Origin of the sequence: Phycicoccus sonneratiae (assembly GCF_016887965.1) — a bacterium.
GTDB lineage: Bacteria > Actinomycetota > Actinomycetes > Actinomycetales > Dermatophilaceae > Phycicoccus > Phycicoccus sonneratiae.
The window spans coordinates 66,075-80,552 of the sequence record NZ_JAFDVD010000006.1 but is presented as its reverse complement, the minus strand read 5'-3'; the positions used below and the strand labels follow the sequence as shown (position 1 = coordinate 80,552).

Here is a 14,478-nt window from a genome sequence, read left to right as displayed (position 1 = left end):
GTCTACCCGACGAGCCCCCGGCCCACCCGGGCCGCCTGCCGGACGACGGCGCGCAGACCGGGAGCGGACGACGGACGCCGGGCGAGGGCCCGGTGGAGGACCTCGGCCCGCACGTTGTGCTCGATCTCGCGGTTGACGTCGGGCAGGCGGTCGGGCGCCAGGGTGCCGGTGAGCCGGACGTCGTCGGGGTCGATGCCGAGGAAGGCGTAGTCGTGGCGGTAGAGGTCGTGGATGCGGGCCAGCGTCCGCGGCGCGACCATCGACGGGTCGACCCGCACCGGGGAGTCGTTGTCGTGGCCGACCGGGTGGAGCGTGGCTCCCTCGCGCGCCAAGCGCTCCGACAGCCAGCCGACGGTCTCGCCGAGGCGGTCCGTGCGCCCCACGTGGTCGAAGCGCGAGAGGTCGCGCTCGAGGAGCTCGAACTGCGACACGAGGTGCACGTCCCGGTGCACGAGCGACGGCGTGGCGTGGAGGTGGGCCACGAGCGCGTCGAGGTCCCCGAGGACCGCCTCGACGTCGTCGAAGCGGCGGTAGCCGGTGTCCGGCAGCCCGATCCGTTCGCGGTAGTACGGAGCCCGGACGAGGTACTTGCTCGTCCACGTCGCCAGGAGCCGCTCGACCGGGTGCCGGACGACGGTGAGCACGTGCCGCAGGCCGGCCGCCATCAGCGCCTCGAACGCGGCGTCGTCGAGCGACTCGACCATCGGGCGCCCACCCGCGTGCCCGTCCCAGACGGTCTGGCTGACGAGGGGCTCCTCCCCGAGGGACTCGACGAACCGGCCCGGGAACTCGATGCCGGCGGACCGGGTCAGGGCGATGTTCAGCGCCGTGCCGGCGGCCTTGGGCACCGAGACGTAGAGCAGGGCCCACCCGGGGTGCAGGAACGCCATCCCGTTGTAGGTCCGGACCCACGTGGAGAAGCGTCCGCTCTCCGGCACGGTCACCTCCGTCGCGTCGTCGGGACGCGCACCGTCCCACGCCCCGGCGACGGGCCGCCGCCCGGGCGGTGGACGGCAGGTGGACCCGGGCCGAACGCCGGTCGTCATCCGGCACCCGCGGTCGTGCCGAACCACCGCCGTGCAGGACCTCACGTACCGCGTCGTCATCCGGGTGCTCCGGGTGCTGTTCCGCGTGCTCGGCCTGCGGATCGAGGTGGCCCACGCCGAGCGGCTGCCGGCCACCGGGCCGGTGGTCGTCGCGGCCAACCACCAGAGCTTCCTCGACTTCGCGGTCGTCGGGCTGCCCGCCGTCGAGCGGGGCCGGCTGGTCCGCTTCCTCGCCAAGGAGTCGGTGTTCCGCGCCCCGGTCGCGGGCGCCCTGATGCGGGGGATGCACCACGTCCCGGTCGACCGACGCGCCGGGGCCGCCGCGGCGGTCCGGGCGCACCGGGCCCTGCGCGCCGGCGAGGTGGTCGGTGTCTACCCCGAGGCGACCATCGGTCACGCCTTCGCGCTCAAGGACCTCGAGGACCTGCGCCTCGGCGCGGCGCACCTGGCGATCACCACCGGCGCGCCGCTCGTGCCGGTCGCCCACTGGGGGCTGCACCGCGTGCTCACCGTCGGCGGGCGGTGGTCGCTGCGCCGGGGGCGCTGGGTGGGGGTCGTCGTCGGCGAGCCCCTGGACCCCCGGCCGGGGGAGTCGGCGGCCGAGCTGACCGCGCGGCTGCACCACGCGCTCGGTGCCCTCGTCGAGGACCTGCTCGACCACTACCCGGACCGTCCGACCGTACCGTCGCGCGCCTGGTGGTGGCCGGCCCACCGGGGCGGCGGGGCGCCGGCCGGAGCCGAGGCGCACCGCCTCGACGTCCTCGCGGTCGCCCGCGCGGACCGGGTTGACGCTGACAACGTTGTCGCACAAGCGAAATCGCTTACACCGGGATGTACTCGCAGGTAGGTGTGACGTATCCCTCGGCGGGAGCAGCCGATGTGACAAACGCCTCCCATGTCAAAGCGCTTGCGCTGTGGACCCCCCACCCGCGCGTACGGTGCAATGTCTGTCTCGCAGGGCGGACACACGTCGACGTGGGTCCGCCCTCGGGTTGACCTGCGCGACGACCGAAAAGGGTGAGCATTGTGGCCGACCTGGAGAAGTCCCTGGATGATGCGGGGCTGACCAACAGCAGCGTGAGGGAGTACGTCGCCCACTGGGCGGAGTACCTCGGCGCCGACCGCATCGAGGTGGTGAGCGCGTCCGACGACGCCCGCCTCGTCCAGGAGGCCCTCGAGGCCGGCGAGATCGAGCCCGCGGGGGAGGGCCTGTACTACTCGCGCAGCTACTCCAAGGACACCGCGCGCTCCGAGGAGCGCACCATCGTCGCGACGAGCCGTCCCGAGGACGAGGGCGTCTACAACAACTGGCGCCACACCGACGAGATCCGCCCGGTCGTCGAGGGCCACATGAAGGGCGCGATGGCCGGGAAGACGATGTACGTCATCCCCTACCTCATGGCCCCGCCCGGCAGCCCGCTCGAGCGCTTCGCCGCCGGTGTCGAGATCACCGACAACCGCACCGTGTGCCTGCACATGATCCGGATGGCCCGGGTCGGCGTGAACCACATCAACCAGCTCGCCGACCAGGACATGTTCGTGCGCGCCGTGCACGTCACCGGCGACCTGCCGAACCTCGGCCAGGGCACCCCGGACGACAAGCGCTACTTCGTGACCGTCGCCGACGAGCGGACCATCCTGCACTTCGGCTCCAGCTACGGCGGCAACGCGCTGCTCGGCAAGATCGCCCACGGCCTGCGCCAGGCGGCCTACGACGGCTACGCCTCGGGCGAGTTCCTCGGCGAGCAGTTCATGCTCCTCGGGATCACCGACAAGGAGACCGGCGAGACCCACCACGTGTGCGGTGGCTTCCCGAGCGCCTCGGGCAAGACCAACCTCGCGATGACCCTGGCCCCCGACGCCCTCGGCGACCGGTACCACGTGTCGTTCTACGGCGACGACATCGCGTGGCTCTGGGTGGGTGAGGACGGCAACCTCTACGGGCTCAACCCGGAGAACGGTGTGTTCGGCGTCGCCAAGGACACCAACGAGCGGACCAACCCCACGGCCCTGGACTCCATCGAGCCCGGCACGCAGGCCCTGTTCACGAACGTCGCCTACAACGAGCAGACCCACGAGGTGTGGTGGGAGGGCAAGACCCCGCACCACCCCCAGGACGCCACCGGCTGGCGCGACTGGAAGGGCGAGCTGATCGCCGACCGCAACCCCGACGAGGCGGGCGACCCCTGGGCCCACCCGAACAGCCGGTTCACGACGACCCTGGCCAACGTGCCGAACGTCGCCCCGGACTTCGAGGACCCGAAGGGCGTGAAGATCGACGCCATCATCTTCGGCGGCCGCACCCGCGACCGCGAGCCGCTCGTGCGGGCCATCGACGACCTCGCCGAGGGCGTCTACGACGGCCTGACCCTGGGCGCCGAGGCCACGGCCGCCGCCGAGGGCGTCGAGGGCAAGCTCCGCTACGACCCGATGTCGATGCGTCCGTTCATGTCCTACCCCGAGGGCCCGTACGCGGCGCAGTGGCTGAAGATCGTCGGTGCCGCGAAGGACCAGCCGGTCTTCGCCCACGTCAACTGGTTCCAGCGCGACCCCGAGGACGGCCACTTCCTCTGGCCCGGGTACCGCGAGAACCTGCGCGCCCTGCTCTGGCTCGTCCAGTACAAGAAGGGCCAGGTCACCGGCCGGAAGACCGCCGTCGGGACGATCCCGCTCAAGGAGGAGCTCAACCTCGACGGGCTCGACATCGACGCCGGCGACCTCGACACCATCCTCGACATCGACGTCGAGCGCTGGCGCCAGGAGATGGGCTTCCGCGAGGAGCACCTCAAGCAGTTCGCGAACCTGCCCGAGGAGATCTGGGAGGCCCACCGCCGGGTCGCCGCGGCCCTCGACCAGGAGGCGTCGGTCACCGCCTGACCGCCACGACGAGGCCCGGGTCCCGCGCGCACCGCCGCGGGTCCCGGGCCTCGCGCGTGGCGCCCTACGATGCTCGGCGTGGCGGTCGCACGGTTCGGGAGCGTGGAGGCGCGCGGTGTCGACACCGTGGTCCACGACCCGGACGCCATGACCTCGGGGTTCTGGGCCGTCGTCGTCACCTTCGAGGGGGCCCTGACGGCGGTGCGAATGACCGACGTGCGCCGGGAGGTGCAGGACCCGCCGACGGGGGAGACCTGGCCCGGGCTCACCGGCGCGTGGCGCTCCAGCCTCGGGCGCGAGGAGTACCTCGCGGGCGTCGAGGAGGTCCGGCGCCGCATCGCCGCCGGCACGGTCTACCAGGTCAACCTCTGCCGGGTGATGGAGCACGACCTCCCCGAGGACGCGCGGATCGGCGACCTCGGCGCCGTTCTCGCACGAGGCAACCCGGCGCCGTACGCCGCCACCCTCGACCTGCCGGAGGTGGGGCTCGAGGTGGCCTGCGCCTCACCGGAGGCCTACCTCGTGCGGCACGGCGACACCCTGACCTCCAGCCCGATCAAGGGGACCGCGACGAAGTCCTCCGCGATGCTCCCGAAGGACTTCGCCGAGAACGTCATGATCGTCGACCTCGTGCGCAACGACCTCGCGCACGTCAGCCGGCCGGGCACGGTCGAGGTCGACGCCCTCTGCCGGGTCGAGGAGCACCCGGGGCTGGTGCACCTCGTGTCCGACGTCACCGGCCGGGTGCGTCCGGGCACCTCGTGGCGCGAGGTGCTCGCGGCGACCTTCCCGCCGGGGTCGGTGAGCGGCGCCCCGAAGCACACCGCGCTGCTCGCCATCGCCGACCTCGAGCCGGTGCCCCGGGGCCCGTACTGCGGCGCGGTCGGGTGGGTCGACGCCGACCACGACGAGGCCGTCCTCGCCGTCGGCATCCGCACGTTCTGGGCGGCACGCGACGACGGCGGCCGCCGGGTGCTGCGGTTCGGGACCGGCGCCGGCATCACGTGGGGCAGCTCGGCCGCCCAGGAGTGGGACGAGACCGAGCTCAAGGCGGCGCGCCTCGTCGGGATTGCCACGGGGCGCGCGCCGGTGTCTGGGAGGGTGTGACGCATGACGGACATCCGCGTGTGGGTCGACGGTGCCCGCGTCCCCGCCGATGCCCCGGCGGTGAGTGCCGTCGACCACGGCGTCACCGTGGGCGACGGCGCCTTCGAGACGGCCAAGGTCGAGGACGGCGTGCCGTTCGCGCTCGGGCGCCACCTGGCCCGCATGGACCGCACGATCGCCGGGCTCGGGCTGCCGGCCGCCGACCACGACCGGGTGCGCGAGGGGGTCGCCGCCGTCCTCGAGGGGCCGCCGATGCCCTTCGGCCGGCTGCGGTGGACGGTCACCGCCGGGCGGGGGCCGCTCGGCTCGGACCGGCTCGACTCGGCGCTCACGTACATCGTCACGGCCGTCGAGCAGGCGCGTCCCGCCGCGTCGGGCCGCGTCGTCACGGTGCCGTGGGTGCGCAACGAGCGGTCCGCGACGGTCGGGCTCAAGACGACCTCCTACGCCGAGAACGTCGTCGCGCTGGCCCGGGCGGCCGAGCAGGGGGCGATCGAGGCACTGTTCGCCAACACCCGGGGCGAGCTCTGCGAGGGCACCGGCTGCAACGTCTTCGTCGTCACCGACGGCGTCCTGCGCACCCCGGCGCTCGACAGCGGGTGCCTCGCCGGCATCTCCCGCGCCCTGGTGATCGAGTGGAGCCGCGAGGACGGCCTCGACGTCGTCGAGGAGACGCTGCCCCTCGAGGTGCTCGCCGAGGCCGACGAGGTCTTCATCACCTCGTCGGTCAAGGACGTCATGCCGGTGTCCGCGGTCGACGGCCGGGCGCTCGAGGCGCCGGGTCCGGTGACGGCCGCGGTGCGTGAGGTGTGGGCCCGTCACGCCGCCCGGACGGCCGAGCCGTGACCGAGACGCGTCCCCGCCGTGCGTTCTTCCGCGCCGCCGACGACCACGACGAGTGGGCCTGGCGGAGCCGGCTGCGCGCCAACCGCACGACCCGCATCGCGCTGCGCACCACCGTGGCCCTCGTCGGCCTCGTCCTCGTCCTCGGCGGGTTCGCCCTCGTGCCCCTCCCGGGGCCGGGCTGGCTCATCGTCATCCTCGGGCTCGCGGTCTGGGCCTCGGAGATCGAGCCGGCCGCCGACCTCCTCGAGTGGGTCAAGAAGCAGGTCCGCCGGTGGGAGGAGTGGGTCCGTGCCCAGCCGCTCGGCGTCAAGGCGCTCGTCGGGCTGCTGACCTTCGCGTTCGTGCTCGCCGTCGTGTGGCTGGCGCTGCGGCTCACCGGCGTGCCGTCGTTCCTCCCGGACGGCATCGAGGGCTGGCTGCACGCGCACGCCGCCCTCTGAGGGGTGCGCTGCGGGGCCGATTTCCGCCGACCCGGGGCGTTGGGTATCCTCGGCAGGCCGCACGGCACCCGGATGTGTAGCTCAGTTGGTTAGAGCGTTCGCTTCACACGCGAGAGGCCGGGGGTTCGAGTCCCTCCACATCCACCAAAGCCCTCCGGGAGCGTCAGCGACCGGAGGGCTTCGTGGTGTGGCGGGGCTCGGGAGCGCTGAGGGTCAGTTGCGGTCGTAGGCGGTGCGCAGCCACCCGAGCACCTCGTCGTCGACGTCGTCGACCGAACGGACGTCGACCGTGTGCGAGCACATGCCGGCGGCCGACCGCAGCCGATCGGTGGTGGGGTGGTCGCGGAGCTGGAGCCCGAGCTTGACCCGCGACGCGCTGGCCGCCTCGACCACCGCGAACTGGGTGGTGCGGCGCAGCGACACCGAGGTCTTCTTGGGCGCGACGTCGACGTCGGGTCCGAGGTCGCGCGCCAGCGCGAGGATCCGCTCGAGCACCGGACGCAACGCGGCCTTGGCGCCGCTGTACTGGGCGTCGACGAGGCCCTCCTCGCTCGTCGGTGCCCCCCGGGACCGGAAGGCCAGGGCGATGCCGTTGGCGAAGCCGTGGGTGATGCCGTGCGTGGACTTGAGCCAGGCGACGATCTCGCCGTGCTTCTCCCGGCCGCTGTCGGCGACGAGGGCCATCCACTCGTCCATCGTGTGCCCGGTCCGGGACTGCAGGTTCTGGAAGGGGTCGTCCATGGGAGAGATGATCTCGCGGGTCCTGGGCCACGGCCAGTGCCTCGAGCACCTCTCGGCGGCTTGGGGATTCCTGAGGGTCACGGGGTGAACACCGGGAAATGCAGTGGCTGCACCGTCCCCTCCCGGGTGTATGCATGGAGCCATGACGATGTCGGTGCGGAGCATCCACACCTTCCCCGAGCGGCGGGCCGCCGCCCACGACCACGACAGCGCCGAGGTGGCGCTCGCCGGGCTCGTCGGCGACCGGCCGAAGAAGGCCGCGGTGTCGGTCGTGGGACACGACTCGCCGCACACCCGGGCCAACCTCGTCCTCGACGCCCCGACGGCCGAGGTCGAGGCGCTCAGCGGGCACGTCCTGCGCGTCGGCGACGTCGTCCTCGCGGTCGAGTCCACCGGCAACGCGTGCGCCGGCCTGTACGCGGCCGTCGGGCACCCGGGCACCGTGCGCGTCGGCGACGCCGTGGAGGTCGTGGAGGACGCGTCGTGACCGTCTCCGCCCCCGCGACGACGGGGACGGCCGCGCACGACGCCGGGGTGCAGCGCCTCGTCGCCAGCCACCGGGCCATCCCCGAGGGCGCGCCGGTGCGCCTCGCGAAGCGCACGAGCAACCTGTTCCGGGCCCGCACCACCACCGACGCCCCGGGGCTCGACACGAGCGGCCTCACCGGCGTCGTGTCCGTCGACCCGGACGCTCGCACGGCCGACGTCCAGGGCATGTGCACCTACGAGGACCTCGTCGATGCCACGCTGCCGCACGGCCTGACCCCGCTCGTCGTGCCCCAGCTGCGCACCATCACCCTCGGCGGGGCGGTCACCGGGCTGGGCATCGAGTCGGCGTCGTGGCGCAACGGGCTGCCCCACGAGTCGGTCCTCGAGATGGACGTGCTGACGGGCGCGGGCGAGGTCGTCACCGCCGACGCCACGACCCGTAACCCCGACCTCTTCCGCGGCTTCCCCAACTCCTACGGCACCCTCGGCTACGCGACCCGGCTGCGCATCGAGCTCGAGCCGGTCGGCCGCACCGTCTCGCTGCGGCACGTCCGCTTCCACGACCTCGACGCGCTGCTCGCCGCCGTCGGGCGCGTGATGACCGCGGGCGAGCACGACGGCGAGCCGGTCGACTACCTCGACGGCGTCGTGTTCAGCGCCGACGAGTCCTACCTCGTCCTCGGTCGGCGCAGCGACGAGCCGGGCCCGACGAGCGACTACGCCGGGCAGCAGGTCTTCTACCGCTCGATCCAGCACGACCGCCCGCGCCCGACCCGCGACACCCTGAGCACCCTCGACTACCTCTGGCGCTGGGACACCGACTGGTTCTGGTGCTCGCGGGCCTTCGGAGCGCAGAACCCGCTGGTCCGTCGGATGTGGCCGCGGCGCTGGCTGCGCTCGAGCGTCTACTGGAAGCTCGTCGCCCTCGACCGGCGCTTCGACGTCGCCGACCGGCTCGAGGCGCGCAAGGGGCGGCCGCCGCGAGAGCGGGTCGTGCAGGACGTCGAGATCCCTCTCGAGCGCACCGCCGAGTTCCTCCGCTGGTTCCTTCGCGAGGTCCCCATCGAGCCGATCTGGCTGTGCCCGTTGCAGCTTCGTGACGACCGCCCGTGGACGCTCTACCCCCTCGCGCCGGGGGAGCGGTACGTCAACGTCGGCTTCTGGTCCACGGTCCCCGTCGACCCCGGTGCCGGCCCGGGCGCCACGAACCGCCGCATCGAGGACGCCGTGAGCGACCTCGGCGGCCACAAGTCCCTGTACTCGGAGGCCTTCTACGACGAGGAGACCTTCTGGCGCCACTACGGCGGCGCCGACTACCCGGCGCTCAAGGAGCGCTACGACCCCGGACACCGGCTGCCCGACCTCTACGCGAAGGCGGTCCGTGGTGCCTGACACCAGCAGGAGGAGCACGTGAGCATCGCCCAGATCGTCGAGTCCGTCGTCGACGGACCCCTGCCGTTGCGCGTCGAGGCGTACGACGGCTCCGGCGTCGGACCGGCCGAGGCGGCGCGTCGCCTCACCGTCGCGACGCCCCGTGGCCTGAGCTACCTCGCCACTGCGCCGGGGGACCTCGGGCTGGCCCGGGCCTACGTGTCCGGCGACCTGCGGGTCGAGGGGGTGCACCCCGGTGACCCCTACGACCTGCTCGCCGACCTCTCCGGCGTGCGGTTCCGGCGACCGGGTCGCGAGCAGGTGCTCGAGCTCTCGCGGATGCTCGGGGTCCGCGGCCTCACGCCGCCGCCGCCCCCGCCCCAGGAGAGCCTGCCCCGCTGGCGCCGGCTCGCGGAGGGGTTGCGGCACAACCAGACCCGGGACGCCGAGGCCATCCACCACCACTACGACGTCTCGAACCGGTTCTACGAGATGGTCCTCGGCCCGTCGATGACCTACACGTGCGCCTGCTACCCGGCCGCCGACGCCACCCTCGAGGAGGCGCAGGAGAACAAGTACCGGCTCGTCTTCGACAAGCTCGGGCTGCGGCCCGGCGACCGGCTGCTCGACATCGGGTGCGGCTGGGGCGGGATGGTGCGCCACGCCGCCCGTCGCGGGGTCTCGGTGCTCGGCGTGACGCTCTCGCGCGAGCAGGCCCTCTGGGCGCAGAAGGCCATCGCCGAGGAGGGCCTCGCCGACCTCGCCGAGGTGCGGCACAGCGACTACCGGGCGGTCACCGAGAGCGGTTTCGACGCCGTGTCGTCGATCGGCCTCACCGAGCACATCGGGGTGCGCAACTACCCGGCGTACTTCGGGTTCATCCGCGACCGGCTGCGCACCGGTGGGCTGCTGCTCAACCACTGCATCACCCGTCCGCACAACCGCCGCACCGAGACCGGCGCGTTCATCGACCGCTACGTGTTCCCGGACGGCGAGCTGACGGGTTCGGGGCGGATCATCACCGAGGTGCAGGACGCCGGGCTCGAGGTGTTCCACGAGGAGAACCTGCGCGAGCACTACGCGCTGACCCTCGCGGGCTGGTGCCGCAACCTCGTCGAGCACTGGGACGAGTGCGTCGAGGAGGTCGGTGAGGGGACGGCCCGGGTCTGGGGCCTGTACATGGCGGGCTCGCGACTCGGGTTCGAGCGCAACGAGATCCAGCTGCACCACGTGCTCGCCGCCAAGACCGGCGCGGACGGCCTGAGCGGTCTGCCGCTCCGGCCGTGGTGGAGCACCTGAGGCGGTTCAGCCGCGCGGGCGCAGGCCGTCCCAGGCGAGGGTCGTGAGGTCGTCGGCGAGGGCGTCGGCGCTGCGGCCCCCGCCATCCGGACCCCCGGCGAGCCACGCGTCGGCGGCCGCGCGCACCATCCCCACGAGCGCGACCCCCCAGAGCGTCGCGGTGTCGGCGTCCACGGGCGTCGCCCGCTCGACGCCGGCGACGATGCCCGCGACGTGCTCGGCGATCCGGCCGGTCATCCCCGCGGCGACGTCGCCGTCCGGCCGCTCGCCCGGGAGCAGCAGCGGGGCGTTGACGATGAACCGGTACACCTCGGGGTCGTCCTCGACGAGGTGGAGGTAGGCGGCGATGACGGCGCGGACCACCTCGCGCGGGGGGAGCGGCTCGCCGTCCGGTCCGTCGGCGGCCCGGGTGATGCCGCGGATGATCGTGCCGTCGACCCGGTCGGCGACCGCCGCGTAGAGCCCCGCCCGGTCGGTGAAGTGCCGGTACACGACGGTCTTGGACGTGCCGGCGGCCGCGGCGACCTCGTCCATCCCCACCGCCGCCCCGTGCTCGCGGATGGCGCGCACGGTCGACTCGACGAGCTCGCGGCGGCGGGCGAGCCGGTGCTCGTCCCAGCGGGCGCTGCGGCCGTCGGTCGGGGAGGCGGAGGTCACGGGTCAGGACGGTAGCAGGAACCGGCGGTACCTGTTACCGTCGGTACCGGATACCTTGCGGCGCCGACGACCGTCCGTGCCGCCCCCGATCGCAGCAGGAGCCAGACCGGTGACCACCACGCGCCGCGCCGCCGTCCTCGGCGGCAACCGCATCCCCTTCGCCCGACAGTTCGGCCCGTACGCCGAGGCCTCGAACCAGGACATGCTCACCGCGGCCCTCGAGGGCCTCGTCGCCCGGCACGGGCTCGCGGGGGAGCGGCTCGGTGAGGTCGTCGCCGGCGCCGTCATCAAGCACAGCCGCGACTTCAACCTCACCCGCGAGGCGGTGCTCGGCTCGAGCCTGGCCCCGGACACCCCGGCCTACGACATCCAGCAGGCCTGCGGCACCGGGCTCGAGGCCACCATCCTCGTCGCGAACAAGATCGCCCTCGGCCAAGCCGACTCGGCGATCGCCGGTGGCGTCGACTCCGCCTCGGACGCCCCGATCGTCGTCCCCGAGAAGCTGCGCCAGAAGCTGCTGCGCCTCAACCGCGCGAAGACCCCGGCCGACCGGGCGAAGGCCGCGATCAGCCTGCGCCCCACGGACCTCGGCATCCAGGTGCCCGCCGCCACCGAGCCCCGCACCGGCATGTCGATGGGCGAGCACATGGCCATCACCGCCGCCCGGTGGCGCATCACGCGCGAGGCGCAGGACGAGCTGGCGCTGGCCAGCCACCAGAAGCTCGCCGCGGCCTACGAGCGCGGCTTCTTCGACGACCTGCTGACGCCCTACCTCGGCCTGACCCGCGACCAGAACCTGCGTCCGGACTCCACGCTCGAGAAGCTCGGCTCGCTGCGCACCGCCTTCGGGTCCGGACCCGACGCCACGATGACCGCCGCCAACTCCACGCCGCTGTCCGACGGCGCCTCGGCGGTGTTGCTCGGCTCCGAGGAGTGGGCGGCCGCCCACGGCCTGAAGCCGCTGGCGTTCTTCGTCGACGGCGAGACCGCCGCGGTCGACTACCTCGGCGGTGAGGAGGGCCTGCTCATGGCCCCCGCCTACGCCGTGCCGCGGATGCTCGCCCGCCAGGGCCTCACCCTCCAGGACTTCGACCTCTACGAGATCCACGAGGCCTTCGCCGCCACGGTCCTCTCGACGATGGCCGCGTGGGAGGACGAGGAGTTCTGCCACGACCGGCTCGGCCTCGACGCACCGCTCGGCAGCATCGACCGCGCGAAGCTCAACGTCACCGGCTCGTCGCTCGCCGCCGGCCACCCGTTCGCCGCGACCGGCGGCCGCATCGTCGCCACGCTCGCGAAGCTGCTGCACGAGAGGGGTTCCGGCGCACGGGGCCTCATCAGCATCTGCGCGGCCGGTGGGCAGGGCGTCGTCGCCATCCTCGAGGCGGCCTGAGGTGCCCCGCTCCGACGGCTACACGTCCTTCGTGGGCACCGGGTTCGGGAAGAAGCTCGCGACCACCCTCGGCCTGCCGCAGCCGGTGCCGCTGCGCCGGTACGCGCCGGGTCGCCCGCTCGTCGACGGGCCGGTGCTCGTCGGCGGGCACGGAGGCACCCCGGCCCTGGCCGCCCTGCGGGAGGGGCTGACCGCGGCCGGTGCGTCGCTCGTCGACCAGGTGCCGGACGGCACCCGGCTCGGCGGCGTCGTCGTCGACCTCACCGCGGCCGAGACCCCCGCCGACCTCGAGTCGCTGCGCGCGACGTTGGCCCCGGCGCTCAAGCGGCTCGGCCGCTGTGCCCGGGTCGTCGTCGTCGGGCGCGACCCCGGCCGCGCCGGGTCGGTGGCCCAGCGCGCGGCGCGGCGGGCGCTCGAGGGCATCACCCGCTCGGTCGGCAAGGAGCTGCGCTCCGGCGCCACGGCCAACCTCGTCCTCGTCGCCGACGGGTCCGAGGCCGCGGCCCTCGGCACGGTGCTCTTCCTCCTCTCCGCCCGGTCGGCCTACGTCGACGGTCAGGTGCTCCGGGTCGGGGAGGGCGAGGCGCCCGCAGCACCGGCCGACGCCGACCGCCCGCTCGCCGGCAAGGTCGCCGTCGTCACCGGCGCGGCGCGCGGCATCGGTGCCGACATCGCCCGCACCCTGCACCGCGACGGCGCGACCGTCGTCTGCGTCGACGTGCCGGCGGCGGGTGGTGCCCTCGCCGCCGTGGCGAACGAGGTCGGCGGCACCGCGCTCCAGCTCGACGTCACCGCCGCCGACGCCGGCGCCCGCATCGCCGAGCACGCCCGCACCCGGCACGGGGGCCTCGACCTCGTCGTGCACAACGCGGGCATCACCCGCGACAAGCTGCTCGCCAACACCGACGCCGACCGGTGGGACTCCGTGCTGCGGGTCAACCTCCTGTCGATCCTCTCGATGAACGAGGCGCTGCTCGCCAAGGACGGTCTGCGACAGGGCGGCCGCGTGGTCCTCGTCTCGTCGATCGCCGGCATCGCCGGGAACCGCGGGCAGAGCAACTACGCCGCGTCCAAGGCCGGTGTCATCGGCCTCGTCGACGGTTACGCCGCGGACCGCGGGCTGCGCCGCCGGGGCATCACCGTCAACGCCGTGGCGCCGGGCTTCATCGAGACCGAGATGACCGCCCGCATCCCGCTCGCCACCCGCGAGCTGGGCCGCCGGCTCAACAGCCTCGCGCAGGGTGGGCTGCCGGTCGACGTCGCGGAGACCATCGCGTTCTTCGCCGCCGACGGGCAGGCCGCGGTGTCCGGCAACGTCGTCCGCGTCTGCGGCCAGAGCCTGCTGGGGGCCTGAGGATGGCTGTCGAGGTCCTCGACGGACCGCCGTCGACCGTCCCGCTGCTCGCGCGGGCCGCGCTCACCGCGCGCGGACGGCACGGGGGCGAGGTCCCCGAGCGCACCCTGCGCGTCGAGGACGTCGTCGTCGACCGGCACCGGCTGGCCGCCTACCAGCGGCTCACCGGGTACGACGTGTCGGACACCCTCCCGCAGGCCTATCCCTGGGTGCTGGCCTTCCCGGTGCAGACCGCCCTCATGGCCCGCCCGGACTTCCCGGTCGCGCTGCCGGGCATGGTGCACCTCGAGAACCGGGTCACCACCCACCGGCGGCTCGACGCCGCCGAGCCGCTGACCCTCGACGTCACCGCCGGCGCCCTGCGCCCGCACCGCCGCGGGCGCACCCTCGACGTCCGGCTCGAGGCACGGGTGGCCGGCGAGCTCGTCTGGGAGTGCGACAGCGTCTACCTCGGCCGCGGCCGGGGGAGCGAGGACGCCCCTCGGGGTGACGCGCCGCCCGCGCTGCCGGGCGGACCGGCCGTGGCGGTGTGGCGCCTGCCGGACGACCTCGGGCGCGAGTACGCGTCCGTCTCCGGCGACGTCAACCCCATCCACCTGCACCCGCTGTCGGCGAGGGCCATGGGCTTCCCCCGCCACATCGCGCACGGGATGTGGACCTACGCCCGGACGCTGGCGGCGCTGGGGCGCGGCTCCCTCGGGCCGTCGACGAGCCGCGTGTGGTTCACCAAGCCGGTGTTCCTGCCCTCGACCGTCGAGCTCGTCGTGCAGCGTTCCGGCACAGGCGTGCTCGCCGGGCTGCGGTCACGCAAGGACCCGTCGACGACGCACGTGGTCGTGACCCTCGACGCGTGACGCG

At 73.8% G+C, this 14,478-nt stretch carries 14 protein-coding genes and 1 tRNA gene; 12 read left to right on the top strand and 3 right to left on the bottom strand.

What is annotated here, in order from left to right:
• Nucleotides 1-2: 2 nt before the first annotated feature.
• The gene (locus JQN70_RS05085) at nucleotides 3-944 is read right to left on the bottom strand and encodes a sulfotransferase family 2 domain-containing protein (RefSeq protein WP_204130245.1); all 942 of its coding nucleotides are present in this window, start codon (nucleotides 942-944) and stop codon (nucleotides 3-5) included.
• Between the two features lie 133 nt (nucleotides 945-1,077).
• Here JQN70_RS05085 and JQN70_RS05080 point away from each other — a divergent pair, with 133 nt between their 5' ends.
• The 6 genes from JQN70_RS05080 to JQN70_RS05055 all read left to right on the top strand — a co-directional run bounded on the left by JQN70_RS05080 (nucleotide 1,078) and on the right by JQN70_RS05055 (nucleotide 6,463).
• Nucleotides 1,078-1,893, top strand: a complete 816-nt coding sequence (locus JQN70_RS05080) for a lysophospholipid acyltransferase family protein (protein WP_204130244.1) — start codon at nucleotides 1,078-1,080, stop codon at nucleotides 1,891-1,893.
• Nucleotides 1,894-2,072: 179 nt separating this feature from the next.
• Nucleotides 2,073-3,923, top strand: coding sequence for a phosphoenolpyruvate carboxykinase (GTP) (locus JQN70_RS05075; RefSeq protein WP_204130243.1), 1,851 nt, complete (start codon nucleotides 2,073-2,075; stop codon nucleotides 3,921-3,923).
• 69 nt (nucleotides 3,924-3,992) lie between these two features.
• Nucleotides 3,993-5,030 carry a chorismate-binding protein gene (locus tag JQN70_RS05070; protein WP_204130242.1) on the top strand — a complete coding sequence of 346 codons (1,038 nt, stop codon included), beginning with the start codon at nucleotides 3,993-3,995 and terminating at the stop codon, nucleotides 5,028-5,030.
• 3 nt (nucleotides 5,031-5,033) lie between these two features.
• On the top strand, nucleotides 5,034-5,876 hold the full coding sequence (locus JQN70_RS05065; RefSeq protein ID WP_204130241.1) for an aminotransferase class IV: 843 nt from the start codon (nucleotides 5,034-5,036) through the stop codon (nucleotides 5,874-5,876).
• The gene (locus tag JQN70_RS05060) at nucleotides 5,873-6,316 is read left to right on the top strand and encodes a PGPGW domain-containing protein (protein WP_204130240.1); all 444 of its coding nucleotides are present in this window, start codon (nucleotides 5,873-5,875) and stop codon (nucleotides 6,314-6,316) included. Before JQN70_RS05065 ends, JQN70_RS05060 begins: the two co-directional genes overlap by 4 nt.
• 70 nt (nucleotides 6,317-6,386) lie before the next feature.
• A tRNA-Val gene (locus JQN70_RS05055) sits at nucleotides 6,387-6,463 on the top strand.
• 66 nt (nucleotides 6,464-6,529) lie between these two features.
• Here JQN70_RS05055 and JQN70_RS05050 read toward each other — a convergent pair.
• On the bottom strand, nucleotides 6,530-7,057 hold the full coding sequence (locus JQN70_RS05050; RefSeq protein ID WP_204130239.1) for a DUF5655 domain-containing protein: 528 nt from the start codon (nucleotides 7,055-7,057) through the stop codon (nucleotides 6,530-6,532).
• Between the two features lie 142 nt (nucleotides 7,058-7,199).
• Here JQN70_RS05050 and JQN70_RS05045 point away from each other — a divergent pair, with 142 nt between their 5' ends.
• The 3 genes from JQN70_RS05045 to JQN70_RS05035 are packed head-to-tail and all read left to right on the top strand — an operon-like array spanning nucleotide 7,200 to nucleotide 10,216.
• Nucleotides 7,200-7,544 (top strand): hypothetical protein, encoded by a 345-nt coding sequence (locus JQN70_RS05045; protein WP_204130238.1) that lies wholly within the window; start codon nucleotides 7,200-7,202, stop codon nucleotides 7,542-7,544.
• Entirely contained in the window at nucleotides 7,541-8,938 is a 1,398-nt protein-coding gene (locus tag JQN70_RS05040; protein ID WP_204130237.1) for an FAD-binding oxidoreductase, read from the top strand. The genes JQN70_RS05045 and JQN70_RS05040 overlap by 4 nt, the downstream gene beginning before the upstream one ends.
• Before the next feature lie 18 nt (nucleotides 8,939-8,956).
• Nucleotides 8,957-10,216, top strand: a complete 1,260-nt coding sequence (locus tag JQN70_RS05035; protein WP_204130236.1) for a class I SAM-dependent methyltransferase — start codon at nucleotides 8,957-8,959, stop codon at nucleotides 10,214-10,216.
• Between the two features lie 6 nt (nucleotides 10,217-10,222).
• Here JQN70_RS05035 and JQN70_RS05030 read toward each other — a convergent pair whose 3' ends face one another.
• Nucleotides 10,223-10,873: a TetR/AcrR family transcriptional regulator gene (locus tag JQN70_RS05030; protein ID WP_204130235.1), complete on the bottom strand. Its 651-nt coding sequence runs from the start codon at nucleotides 10,871-10,873 to the stop codon at nucleotides 10,223-10,225.
• Nucleotides 10,874-10,982: 109 nt separating this feature from the next.
• Here JQN70_RS05030 and JQN70_RS05025 point away from each other — a divergent pair, with 109 nt between their 5' ends.
• Genes JQN70_RS05025 through JQN70_RS05015 form a run of 3 tightly spaced genes read left to right on the top strand, consistent with a single transcriptional unit; the run spans nucleotide 10,983 to nucleotide 14,474 of the window.
• The gene (locus JQN70_RS05025) at nucleotides 10,983-12,266 is read left to right on the top strand and encodes an acetyl-CoA C-acetyltransferase (RefSeq protein WP_307835826.1); all 1,284 of its coding nucleotides are present in this window, start codon (nucleotides 10,983-10,985) and stop codon (nucleotides 12,264-12,266) included.
• 1 nt (nucleotide 12,267) lies between these two features.
• The gene (locus JQN70_RS05020) at nucleotides 12,268-13,620 is read left to right on the top strand and encodes a 3-oxoacyl-ACP reductase (protein WP_204130233.1); all 1,353 of its coding nucleotides are present in this window, start codon (nucleotides 12,268-12,270) and stop codon (nucleotides 13,618-13,620) included.
• A 2-nt stretch (nucleotides 13,621-13,622) separates the two neighbouring features.
• The gene (locus JQN70_RS05015) at nucleotides 13,623-14,474 is read left to right on the top strand and encodes a MaoC family dehydratase (protein WP_204130232.1); all 852 of its coding nucleotides are present in this window, start codon (nucleotides 13,623-13,625) and stop codon (nucleotides 14,472-14,474) included.
• The last annotated feature ends 4 nt before the right edge of the window (nucleotides 14,475-14,478 follow it).

Bases quoted from the DNA above. Each gene is read 5' to 3' on its own strand.
- JQN70_RS05070 (WP_204130242.1), top strand. From the start codon at position 3,993: ATGCTCGGCGTGGCGGTCGCACGGTTCGGGAGCGTGGAGGCGCGCGGT.
- JQN70_RS05065 (WP_204130241.1), top strand. From the start codon at position 5,034: ATGACGGACATCCGCGTGTGGGTCGACGGTGCCCGCGTCCCCGCCGAT.
- JQN70_RS05050 (WP_204130239.1), bottom strand. From the start codon at position 7,057: ATGGACGACCCCTTCCAGAACCTGCAGTCCCGGACCGGGCACACGATG.
- JQN70_RS05045 (WP_204130238.1), top strand. From the start codon at position 7,200: ATGACGATGTCGGTGCGGAGCATCCACACCTTCCCCGAGCGGCGGGCC.
- JQN70_RS05015 (WP_204130232.1), top strand. From the start codon at position 13,623: ATGGCTGTCGAGGTCCTCGACGGACCGCCGTCGACCGTCCCGCTGCTC.